The sequence below is a fragment of the Staphylococcus sp. SB1-57 genome (genome assembly GCF_017086425.1).
In the GTDB taxonomy this organism is placed as follows: Bacteria; Bacillota; Bacilli; order Staphylococcales; family Staphylococcaceae; genus Staphylococcus; species Staphylococcus warneri_A.
The window spans coordinates 1,482,903-1,495,345 of the sequence record NZ_CP070964.1; the positions used below are offsets into that span (position 1 = coordinate 1,482,903).

Annotated in this window: 10 protein-coding genes; all 10 read right to left on the bottom strand. The window is 33.7% G+C overall.

Annotation, left to right across the window (positions count from 1 at the left end):
• Position 1 precedes the first annotated feature (1 nt).
• The 10 genes from JX000_RS07340 to rnpM all read right to left on the bottom strand — a co-directional run bounded on the left by JX000_RS07340 (position 2) and on the right by rnpM (position 12,428).
• Positions 2-2,398, bottom strand: a complete 2,397-nt coding sequence (locus JX000_RS07340; RefSeq protein WP_124224748.1) for a DNA translocase FtsK — start codon at positions 2,396-2,398, stop codon at positions 2-4.
• A 239-nt stretch (positions 2,399-2,637) separates the two neighbouring features.
• The gene (gene rnjB, locus JX000_RS07345; RefSeq protein WP_124224749.1) at positions 2,638-4,311 is read right to left on the bottom strand and encodes a ribonuclease J2; all 1,674 of its coding nucleotides are present in this window, start codon (positions 4,309-4,311) and stop codon (positions 2,638-2,640) included.
• 185 nt (positions 4,312-4,496) lie between these two features.
• Positions 4,497-6,596 (bottom strand): polyribonucleotide nucleotidyltransferase, encoded by a 2,100-nt coding sequence (pnp, locus tag JX000_RS07350; RefSeq protein ID WP_124224750.1) that lies wholly within the window; start codon positions 6,594-6,596, stop codon positions 4,497-4,499.
• 135 nt (positions 6,597-6,731) lie between these two features.
• The gene (gene rpsO, locus JX000_RS07355; protein WP_002450539.1) at positions 6,732-7,001 is read right to left on the bottom strand and encodes a 30S ribosomal protein S15; all 270 of its coding nucleotides are present in this window, start codon (positions 6,999-7,001) and stop codon (positions 6,732-6,734) included.
• A gap of 113 nt (positions 7,002-7,114) precedes the next feature.
• Positions 7,115-8,086: a riboflavin biosynthesis protein RibF gene (gene ribF / locus JX000_RS07360; RefSeq protein WP_049425151.1), complete on the bottom strand. Its 972-nt coding sequence runs from the start codon at positions 8,084-8,086 to the stop codon at positions 7,115-7,117.
• 12 nt (positions 8,087-8,098) lie between these two features.
• Positions 8,099-9,016: a tRNA pseudouridine(55) synthase TruB gene (gene truB, locus JX000_RS07365; RefSeq protein WP_049425149.1), complete on the bottom strand. Its 918-nt coding sequence runs from the start codon at positions 9,014-9,016 to the stop codon at positions 8,099-8,101.
• Between the two features lie 150 nt (positions 9,017-9,166).
• Positions 9,167-9,517 (bottom strand): 30S ribosome-binding factor RbfA, encoded by a 351-nt coding sequence (gene rbfA, locus JX000_RS07370; RefSeq protein ID WP_002450542.1) that lies wholly within the window; start codon positions 9,515-9,517, stop codon positions 9,167-9,169.
• 139 nt (positions 9,518-9,656) lie between these two features.
• Positions 9,657-11,822 (bottom strand): translation initiation factor IF-2, encoded by a 2,166-nt coding sequence (gene infB, locus JX000_RS07375; RefSeq protein WP_206140564.1) that lies wholly within the window; start codon positions 11,820-11,822, stop codon positions 9,657-9,659.
• A gap of 4 nt (positions 11,823-11,826) precedes the next feature.
• A complete protein-coding gene (locus JX000_RS07380) occupies positions 11,827-12,144 on the bottom strand; it encodes a L7Ae/L30e/S12e/Gadd45 family ribosomal protein (RefSeq protein ID WP_002450544.1) in 318 nt (105 codons plus the stop codon).
• Complete coding sequence (rnpM, locus tag JX000_RS07385) at positions 12,141-12,428, bottom strand: RNase P modulator RnpM (protein ID WP_002450545.1); 288 nt, start codon at positions 12,426-12,428, stop codon at positions 12,141-12,143. Before rnpM ends, JX000_RS07380 begins: the two co-directional genes overlap by 4 nt.
• Between the last annotated feature and the right edge of the window lie 15 nt (positions 12,429-12,443).

The following is a 12,443-nucleotide window of genomic DNA, read 5'->3' on the forward strand; positions in this document are numbered from 1 at the left end:
ATTACACCTCATCTTTATCAATATCAACTAAAATTTGTCTTGGTTTACTACCTTTTTGTGGACCAATCACTTGGTTTCTTTCAAGATCATCCATCAGGCGTGATGCTCGGTTATACCCAATTCTAAACTGTCTCTGTAATAAAGATGTACTTGCTTTTTGTTTTTCAATTACAAATAAATAGGCTTCATCATATAAGGCATCTTCACTTTTCATTTCTGACTTATCTACTGGCGCATCAGGTTCCATTTCTTTAACATAATTTGCTTGTTGTTGCTCAACAACATAGTTAACTACATCTTGAACTTCTTGGTCACTTAAGAATGCACCTTGTATTCTAGTTTTAGTTGAATCTCCATTTCCAACGTACAACATATCACCTTTACCTAATAATTTTTCAGCTCCACCAGATCCAATGATTGTTCTTGAGTCTGTTTGAGAACTTACAGCAAAGGCAATTCTTGATGGAATATTATTTTTAATAATACCTGTGATAACATCCACTGATGGTCTTTGTGTTGCAACGATTAAATGTATACCTGCTGCACGGGCCATTTGTGTAATACGTTGAATTGCATTTTCCACTTCTTTACCTGCTACCATCATCAAGTCCGCTAATTCATCGACAATGACAACGATATAAGGTAACTCAGCTTGTTTTTCATCTAATTCTCTATTTTGTTTTCTTATAAACTGATTGTAACCTTCAATGTTTCTAGTTGATGAATGTTGGAATAAATCATAACGTCTCTCCATTTCAGCTACTATTTTTTCCAATGCTTGAGCTGCTTTATGTGGATTAGTTACAACTGGTATTAATAAATGTGGAATACCATTGTATACATTTAATTCTACCATTTTTGGATCAATCAGCATAAGTTTTACTTCATGCGGTTTCGCGTTTAATAACAAGCTTGTAATGATTCCATTGATACAAACTGATTTACCACTACCGGTAGAACCTGCTACCAACAAGTGTGGCATTTCATTCAATTGAATCGTTATAGGATCGCCTGAGATGTCTCTACCCAAACCTACTTCTAATTTATCATTAGATGGGAATTTTTCCTCTAAAACTTCTTTGAGTGCTACAAGAGAAATTTTATCATTTGGAACTTCTATCCCAACAGCTGAACGGCCTGGGATTGGCGCTTCTATTCGTACATCCTTAGCTGCTAACGCTAAAGCAATATCATTATGCAAGTTTACTATTTTATTGACTTTCACACCTTGCGCTGGCTGCACTTCATATTGTGTAACTGCTGGACCTATTTTAATTTGTGTCACTTTAGCATCTACACCAAAGTTTTTCATCGTAGATTCTAGAACTTGACCTTTTCTTTTCACTTCTGCTTTTGATGTCGATTGTTTTTGTGTTGGTTGGTTTAATAATGATAATGGTGGCACAACATAAGCCGCATTCATTTCTTCTCCAGCTTCTGAAATTGAATTTTCATTATCTTCATCACTAGACTGTTGATGATTTTCTGGCTCATCTACTGTTGATGGTTGTGAAGTGTTTGGAGTGCCATTTACCATTGATGACATTTGTTCTGAATCATTACTAAATGAACGCTTTTTTCGTCTAGAAGGCGTAGGTTCTTGCTCAGAATCACTGTGTCCATAAATAGGAATATCGCTATCTTGAGGTACTTCAGGTAAATCTGAGACATCTTTAACTTCGTCTTTATCATTAGTACGATGTCGTTTATCTTTTCTTTCAGCCTTATCTTTAGCTCTTTGTTCTTTATTCGATTTATTAGCTTCACGTTTTTCTTTTAAAGTTTGAGTGGCTGAAATGCTCGATGATCTAACACTTTCAAATACTTTTTTAGTTACATCTCTATGTCGTAAATTAAATAATAAAATAATACTTGAAGCAACAAGTAAAACAGTAATGATAAATACGCCAATAATAGAAATGAGTGGAATAAATAACTCTAATAGATAATATCCAATTAAGCCGCCACCAAAATTAGGAAAATGACTATGTTTGTATGATTGATAAACGTATGATAAAACTGGTTCTCTTTCAGATATGACACCTTTACTAAAGTGATAATATAATTGAGAAATAAATAATAACGCTACTTGTAACGTAATCGTTCCAACCGTACGTCTTGTTTTAGGAATTTTTTTAGAGTATGTGATAAATCCAGTTGCTAATAATATTAATATATATGTTAAATAACGACTCATTCCGACAAAATAATTAAAGAAACTATCAATCATTCGTCCAACGATGCCTAATTGAAAAGCACCTAAAATGACTAAAATAACCACAATGATAGCAATGATGTATCTTAATGGACTCTCTGTTTGCTTTTTCTTTGTGGTTGATTTTTTCCTAGTTGTATTCGATTTTCTCTTTGTCGGCGATTTTTTCTTTGCTTGTGGCAAATTCGTACACCTTCTTTTTTTAATCTTTCGTATGTATCGTATTGATTTAAAGTTTTATTAAATAAGATGAAAGAGGTAAGGACGTCACACACATAATAGAACATCTGTATGATATAACGAATCTACCTTGATGCAGATTCGCATTTCAACATTTGCCTATTGAAGTCTGTAGTGATTTACATACTTGAACTACAAACAACGTGAGTTTGTCCCAACCTCTTTAGTTTATTTTATAATGATTATATTTCAGAAATAACTGGAATAATCATTGGACGACGTTTTGTGCTTTCGAAAAGTAATTTACTAATTTTATCTCTCATATTTTGTTTGATTTCTGACCATTCAATTCGTTTTTCTTGTAAGCCAGCTTCAACAATTTCACGTACTTTTTCTTCAGCTTCTTTTAATAAGTCTTCGCTTTCTCTTACATATACAAAGCCTCTCGACTGAATTTCAGGTCCAGCAGCAATTCTACGATTTTTAGGATCGAGCGTTACGATAGCAATAAAAATACCATCTTCAGCTAATAAATGACGGTCTCTTAATACAATATTACCGACATCTCCTACGCCAATACCGTCAATTAATACATTACCAGAATGAACTTTTTCATTTAATACCATATTCTTGCCATCATAATTAATGACGTCCCCTTTTTCAACAAGGAAAATCTTTTCAGGCGCAACACCTGCTTCGGCTGCTAACTTAGCATGAGCAATTTGCATTTTGAATTCACCTTGAACTGGTACAAAGTATTCTGGTTTCATGATGTTAATCATCATTTTTAACTCTTCCATGCAACCATGGCTTGATGCATGTATTTTTTTGTTATTTGGAATAATGTGTGCACCAGCACGTACTAATTCATTTAATGTATCAGCAATAATCACTTCCATATTTGCAGATGCAGTAATTGCTAAGAAAACTGAATCACCTTTTTCGATGTTCATAATTTTATGTTTTTGTTGAGCCATTTGACTTAACGCTTCTACAGGTTCACCTTGCATTCCTGTTGCAATGATGATGACTTCATTTTTCGGATAATTTTCAACTTCACTAATTGGAATAAGTAAATCTTTAGGAATATCGAAATATCCCATTTTGCGTGCGATATTAAATGAACTTTCTAATGAACGACCTAAAAATGACACTTTTCGATTTAATTGGCTAGCAATATTCAACACTTGTTGAATTCTGATAAAATTCGATGCATAACATGAAACAATCAAACGACCTTTGACTTTTGCAAATGCATCATACATATGATGTTCGATGACATTTTCAGGTGTATTATATCCCGGTTTTTCTGCTTCTGTAGAGTCACTAATTAATGCAAATACGCCTTCTTCACCAATTTCAGCCATACGTTTGAAATCTGGAGAATATTGTCCACTTAAACTTTGATCAAATTTAAATTCACCAGTATAAACAATTGATCCATAAGAAGTGTGGATACAAATGCCTAAACTATCAGGAATACTGTGTGTAGTATTAAAGAAACTAATATTCACATTTTTAAAACGCATCACAGATTCATGATTAACTGAATAATAACGCACTTTTTTATTAATATTTCGAGATTTCATATTCTCTTTAACAAGTGCAATTGTTAATTTTGAACCATAAACAGGTGCATCAACTTGTTCTAAAATATAACTTACAGCACCCATTGCATGTTCATGTCCATGTGTAAGGAATATTCCTTTTAACTTTTCTTTATTTTCAATGACATATTGAATGTCTGGTATTACAATATCTACACCTAACATTTCATCTTCTGGAAACATTAAGCCTGCATCAAGCATAAACATTTCATCGTCTACTTCAACGATATACATATTTTTCGCAATTTCTCCAACACCACCAAGTGGTATGATGCGAATGTCTTTGTTTTTTTTCTTTATTAAACTCAAAATGTTACCTCCTATAATTAATCCCCGTCCATATATAAACTCACCATTTATTATAAGTTAAAATTGGCTTGATGTACACTATTAATGCAAGTCATGACTCTATATTATAGTAGGATATTTGAATTCTTTAAATGACTAAAAAAGATTGGAAACCTTTGTTTGGTTTCCAATCTTGTAAGGTATTATTATTTTTCATTAATAGCTTTGTGAGATGCATTAACGCGGCCTTGTTTATCAATTTCAGTTACTTTAACTTCGATTGAATCACCTAATTTTAATACATCTTCAACTTTATTAATACGCTCAGTAGAAATTTGTGAGATGTGTAATAACGCATCTTTTCCAGGGAACAATTCTACAAAGGCACCATATTTTTCAATGCGTTTTACTTTAGCATTGTATACTTGACCAACTTCAGCTTCACGAGTGATTTCTTCAATGATTTCACGTGCACGATTAATCATTTCTTGATCTACAGCACCAATGAATATTTGTCCATCTTGTTCGATATCTAATTTTACACCTGTTTCATCAATAATTTCATTGATTTTTTTACCACCAGGTCCAATTACGTCTCTAATTTTTTCAGGTTTAATATTCATAGTAACCACTTTTGGTGCATACGCACTTAATTCATTTCTAGGTTGATCAATTGTTTGTAACATATGATCCATAATCGCTAAACGACCTTGACGGGCTTGTTCTAAAGCTTCTTCAATTACTTCACGTGTAAGACCATCAATTTTAATATCCATTTGAATTGCTGTAATACCATCTTTAGTACCAGCGACTTTAAAGTCCATATCGCCAAGTGCATCTTCCATACCTTGGATATCAGTTAAAATAGTGTAACTATCTTCACGTGTAACTAATCCCATTGCGATTCCGGCAACTGGTGCTTTGATTGGTACGCCGGCATCCATTAATGCTAATGTTGAACCACAAATAGAAGCTTGTGATGATGAACCATTTGATTCTAATACTTCACTTACGATTCGTACAGTATATGGGAAAGCCGATGTATCTGGAATAATATATTTAAGCGCTCTTTCACCTAGTGCACCGTGACCAATTTCACGACGACCTGGCGCTCTTACAGGACCAGTTTCACCAACAGAGAAGTTAGGGAAATTATAGTGATGCATGAAGCGCTTTTCTTCTTCAGGTCCAAGACCATCAATTAGTTGATAATCTCCAAGGGCACCTAATGTTAAAACGGATAAGGCTTGTGTTTGACCACGAGTGAATAATCCTGAACCGTGTGCTCTTGGAAGAAGTCCTACTTCTGATTCTAACGGACGGATTTCATCTGGTTTACGACCATCTGGACGGATTTTTTCGTCTGCAATCAGACGTCTCACTTCTTCTTTAACTAAATCGTTTAAAATGGCATATACTTCTTTAATTAACGCCTCATTATCAGGATCTTCTTCATCAATAAATTCAGCAACAATATCTTCTTTTAATGCGTCTAAATTAATATCACGTTGTTGTTTGTCAAAAGTTAGTACTGTGTCTTTTAAACCTTTAGCTTCTGTTAATGATTTAACCTTTTCAACAAGTGCCTCGTCTCTTTCAACTGGAATAAACGCCTGTTTTTCCGGTTGAATATAATCTATGATTTCTTGTTGGAAAGCAACTAGTCGTTTAATTTCGTCATGACCAAAGAAGATTGCCTCAAGCATTTCACTTTCTGTGATTTCACTTGCTCCAGCTTCAACCATGTTAACTGCATCTTTATGGCCTGCTACCTCTAAATCTAAACGTGAAACTTCTTTTTCAGCAACGGTTGGATTAATCACATACTTGCCATCTACATATCCTACATTGACACCTGCGATAGGTCCTAAGAATGGTATGTCAGACACACTTAATGCCATTGAAGAACCAATCATAGCAGCCATTTCAGGCGAACAATCAGGGTCAGCACTGAGTACAATATTCATAATTTGAACATCGTGCTTATAGCCTTTAGGGAACAACGGTCGTATTGGTCTATCTATTAATCGTGCAGTTAATGTTGCGTCATCTCCTGGACGTCCTTCTCTTTTTTTAAATCCTCCAGGAATCTTACCTGCAGCGTACATTTTTTCTTCATAATTAACTGTTAATGGGAAAAAGTCACCATCACGTGGTTCCTTAGAAGCTGTAGCAGTTGATAAGACAACTGTATCACCATAACGAACTAAAACAGCACCATTAGCTTGTTTGGCTAATTGTCCTGTCTCAATCGTTAATGATCTGCCAGCCCACTCAGTTTTAAACACTTTCTTCTCTTGAGACATTATGAATCTCCTCTCTAAATTCTATTATCTATATCATATCATTTATTACATTTAATTTATATTAGTTCTTATTTGTCAGATAATAAAAAAAGGAAAGTACCAATCGAATGGTGCTTTCCTAATTTATTATTAAGATTAACGACGGATACCTAAAGATTTGATTAATTCACGGTAACGTTGAATATCTTTACCACGTAAGTAGTTTAATAAGTGTCTACGACGACCAACCATTTTTAATAATCCACGACGTGAATGGTGATCTTTTTTGTGCTCACGTAAATGCTCGTTTAATGCAGAGATTTCTGCAGTTAAAACAGCGATTTGTACTTCTGGAGAACCAGTATCTGTTTCGTGAGTGCGGTATTCTTTAATTAATTCATTTTTACGTTCTTGTGAAATTGCCATTGTCAATTTCCTCCTTTAATTTGTATACTCCTTTATCCGAGTTAGGCGTCGGAGTCTCGACCTACTAAGAAAAAGGTTGTCTCTTAAACAAGGTTAACTTGTTTTAATCAACTTTATATATTATATGATACATCATCACCAAAATCAACAGATAATAAATATTTAGCACGTGCTTTGTCATCATTCATCTGCTCTACCAATGGATCAATGCCATCAAATTTTATTTCAGGACGTAAGAAATGATGCCAATATACCACTACTCGTTCGCCATAAATATTTTCATCGAAATCGAAAATATTTACTTCTATTACCACTTCGGCTTTAGCTGGATCATGGAAAGTGGGTTTAACACCTACGTTTGCAACGCCTCTATATAATTTTTGTTCAGTGCCGATTTCCATACTTACTGCATATACACCTTTTTTAGGTAACAAATAATCATCATTAGGATGAACATTTGCAGTTGGAAATCCTATTGTTCGCCCACGCTTTTCACCTTGAACGACTGTACCTTTAATTTTATATAAGTAACCTAATTCCTCATTCGCTTTTTGCAATTCACCATTTTGTAACGCATCTCTAATCGCTGTAGTAGAAATTTTTTCATCGTCTAATTCTTGTTTGCCTACTATTGTCGTATTAAATGAATCAACTTCGTTTAACACTGTCATATTACCTTTACCAAATTTACCAAATGTAAAGTCAAATCCAGCAATAACTTCTTTAACATTATTTTTTATAATATATTCTTCAATAAATTCTTCAGAAGTTACATTCGCAAACCTAGATGAGAAATTGATAACAATACAGTAGTCCACATCATGTGAAGCTATCATATCAATTTTGTCTGAAAGTGGTGTTAAATAAGTCGTTCTTTTACGTTCAGGATTTAACACAACTGATGGATGTGGATCAAACGTCATAACAGCTTTCTTCAATCCACGAGATTGTGCCTGTTGATCTAATGTTTGAAAAACTTTATCATGCCCTTTATGCATACCATCAAAGAAACCAAACGCCATCGCAACATTTTCATTTATTCGTTGGTCTTCTTGAATTGGATGGGTAATTTCTATCACTTTCATAATAAATCTCCTTTAATTAAATACTTTTTTTGGTTTTAATTCATCTGGTTTATCTGGATGTACAATGTATATTGCCATCGCTTTTTGAGTTGAATCATTAACAAATACAAATTGGTCATTCGTTATATTTTGAAATTGCTTTTTATAAAACTTTTGACCATTTAAAATGCGTTGTTTGATTTGTTCATCATCTATACTAATTTGTGGTAAACCTTTCAAACCATATTCTATAGGAAACAATTTATCTTGTAATGCATCATGCTCATGTAAAGAACGTATATCATCAAGAGTGAGACTTTGTTCAAGACCAAATCCTCCTGATTGAACACGTGTTAATAATGACATATGTGCTGGCAAGCCTAACTTGGCACCTATATCAGTCGCTAATGTTCTAATATATGTTCCTTTACCACAATTTACTGAAATATCGAAATAACATTCTCCATCTTTGAATCTTAAAGGTGATGTACGTACTATGTGTTTAATGGTTACTTTTCTCACTGGGCGCTCCACAGTTTCATTATTACGTGCATACTCATATAATCTTTTCCCATTAACTTTAACGGATGAGTACATGGGTGGAATTTGTTCAATTGTACCTTTAAATTGATTGATAATGTCATCCACCTGAGTTTCAGTTAATGTATTTTCTTCAATATTTTGATATTCAACAGTTTCTCCCGTTTGATCTTCTGTTGTTGTACTTCTTCCAATTGTTACGGTTGCATTATAGGATTTCCCCATTTCCATAACATAATCACTTACACGTGTTGCCGAACCGATACATATAGGTAGGACACCTGATACTTCGGGATCCAACGTGCCCGTATGACCGATTTTTTTAGTTTTAAGTATCTTTCTTAATTTAAATACCACATCGTGACTTGTTAATCCTCGATCTTTATATACTGGTAATATACCGTTATACATGGTTTCACACCTTTTATTTTCCAAAATTATTACGCTTTATATTATAACATTTAGCAAAGTATTTGATGATTGAGTACATCGATTAATATGATTGATTTTGATATGTATATAGCCTGAGAAACATTTTCCCAGGCTAAAATAATATGATAATTATTTATCTTGTTTGTGTAAATCTTGGATCATACGTTCAATTTTATTACCATATTCTATTGATTCATCATATTCGAATGATAATTCTGGAATAATTCGTAATCTCATACGTGAGCCAAGTTCAGATTTAATAAATCCTTTAGCTTTATCTAGTGCTTTAAAAGTATTATCTACTTCTTTTTGATTACCTAGAACTGTTAAATATACTTTACCTTGAGATAAATCATTTGTTAATTCAACATCTGTAATTGTAATAAAACCTACTCGAGGATCTTTCACTTTATTATTAACGATATCCATGATTTCTTTTTTCATTTGTTCGCCAACACGTTCTGCTCTCATATTACTCATTTATTGTCACCTCTTTTATTCTTTATTTTTGAGTTTAAATAAGAGGTGAGACATAAGACAATTATTTATTAGAACATGGTTTAATGCTCTAATATATCTCGCCTGTCTCAACCTCCAAACTTCATCGCAAAATTAGCGATTATCTTTTGATTTCAACCATTTCGAACGCTTCAATAATGTCGCCTTCTTTTAGGTCGTTATATTTTTCAATCGTAATACCACATTCATAACCTTGGGCTACTTCTTTAGCATCGTCTTTGAAACGTTTTAATGTGTCTAATTCACCTTCAAATTGAACAATGCCATCACGAATAACGCGTACGCCTGCATTACGAGTAATTTTTCCTTCAGTAACATAACTACCTGCAATTGTACCAACTTTAGAAACTTTGAATGTTTGACGTACTTCTGCTTGACCAATGACTTGCTCTTCATATTCAGGGTCAAGTAGACCTTTCATAGCTGATTCAATTTCTTCAATAACGTTATAAATGACACGGTGTAAACGCATATCTACGTTTTCTGCTTCAGCTGCACGCTTAGCACCAGCATCAGGACGTACATTGAATCCGATGATAATACCATTTGATGCATTGGCTAAAGTAACGTCAGATTCATTAATTGCACCTACAGCAGTATGAATAATACGTACATTCACACCTTCAACATCTATTTTCATTAATGATGCTGCTAATGCTTCAACTGAACCTTGTACGTCACCTTTAATAATAACGTTTAAGTCTTTCATTTCACCTTGTTTCATTTGTTCGAACAAGTTATCTAACGTAACGTTTTTACTTTCTTGACGTTGTTGAATAACGCTTTCTTCATGACGTGCTTCACCAATACGACGCGCTTGTTTTTCATCTTTAAATACTACAAAGCGATCGCCAGCTTGTGGTACATCATTAATACCTGTAATTTCAACTGGTGTAGATGGACCAGCAGTTTTGATTCGTTGACCTAAGTCATTAACCATCGCACGAATACGGCCATACGTATTACCTACAACAATTGAATCTCCTTGATGTAATGTACCATTTTGTACTAGTAATGATGCTGCAGGTCCTCTTGATTTATCTAATTCAGCTTCAATCACAGTACCTACTGTTTGTTTATCAGGGTTTGCTTTCAACTCTTGAACTTCTGCAACTAAACCAATCATTTCTAATAGGCTATCGATACCGTCTCCACTTAATGCTGATAGTGGTACGAAGATCGTATCGCCACCCCAGTCTTCTGGAATTAAACCGTACTCTGTTAACTCTTGCATTACACGGTCAGGATTTGCGGTTGGTTTATCTATTTTATTAACTGCAACAATTGTAGGAACATTCGCTTCTTTAGCGTGATTAATCGCTTCAATTGTTTGAGGCATAACACCGTCATCTGCAGCTACTACTAGGATTGTAATATCTGTAACTTGAGCGCCACGTGCACGCATTGTAGTGAATGCCGCGTGTCCAGGTGTATCAAGGAAAGTAATCTTTTTACCTTCATTTTCGATTTGGTAAGCACCAATATGTTGTGTGATACCACCCGCTTCACCTGCAGTTACTTTAGTATGACGAATTGAATCTAATAATGTTGTTTTACCATGGTCAACGTGTCCCATAATAGTAACAACTGCAGGACGTTCAATTGCATCTGGATCTTCAGTTTCATCGTCGAAATAAATAGATAAATCTTCTTCTTCGATGATGACTTCCTCTTCAATTTCAACACCATAGTCATCTGCAATTAACTCAAGTGTCTCTTGGTCCAATGATTGGTTAATGTTAGCAACAATACCTAATAAAAATAATTTTTTTACAATACCTGAAGATTCAACATTCAGTTTATCTGCTAATTCTCCTACTGTAATGCCTTCTTGATACGTAATTTTAGATGGCATTTCTTTAGGTTCTGCTTGTTGTGGAGCACTTTGCTTTTGGTTATTCTTTTTATTATTTTTGTTGTTTTTGTTATTTTTATTATTCTTCTTATTGTTATTGTTGTTTTGATTACTTTGTTGTTTACCTTTGTTGTTATTATTCTGCTTGTTTTGATTATTTGATTTATTATTATTTTGTTTTTGGTTACTTTGTTGCTTATTTTCAGATTTATTGTGATTATTTTGAGTATTCTTTTGTGTTTCGTTACTTTGTCCTGGTTTGAACTTTTTGTCTAAAGCTTTAATTTGGTCATCTTCTAAAGCTTGCATATGGTTCGACACTTCAACGTTCATACTCTTTAATTCATCTATAATCTCTTTACTCTTTAGATTTAATTCTTTCGCATATTCGTAAATTCTTTGTTTACTCATATAATCACTCCTCACGATATTCATCTATCATAGACAGCAACTTTTTGGCAAAACCTTGATCAGTAATGCCAACGTTGACTCTCTCGCCTTTACCAAGTGCTATCCCTAATTCTTCTCTAGTTCCAAATACCCTTAAAGGCACTTTATAACTCGAAGTTTTATTTTTAATTAATTTCATAGTGTTTGGAGAAGCATCATTAGCTAATATAACTAACTTTATATTGCCTTTTTGCATATCATTGACAATAACTGATTCACCCGTTTTCACTTTACCTGCTCTCATCGCAAGACCTAAAAAATTAAATATCTTCTCATTAATCATTTTGTTGGAATCTCTTCTCTATAAATTAAACGAATAACCTCTTTATATACAGGCTCTAATTGTTCTTTAGAAGCTTTAAAATATTTTTCTAAAACTTCCTTTTGTTGTGCTTTTTCTACTAATTGAACATCTTTTGAAACATAGGCACCACGGCCTTGTTTTTTACCAGTAGCATCAGCGAATATTTCGCCTTCTTTGTTAATTACAACTCTAATCATATCTTTCTTTGGATGCATTTCATTAGATATGATACATTTACGCATTGGAATTTTTTTCTTTTTCATGTTCAATCATCACTC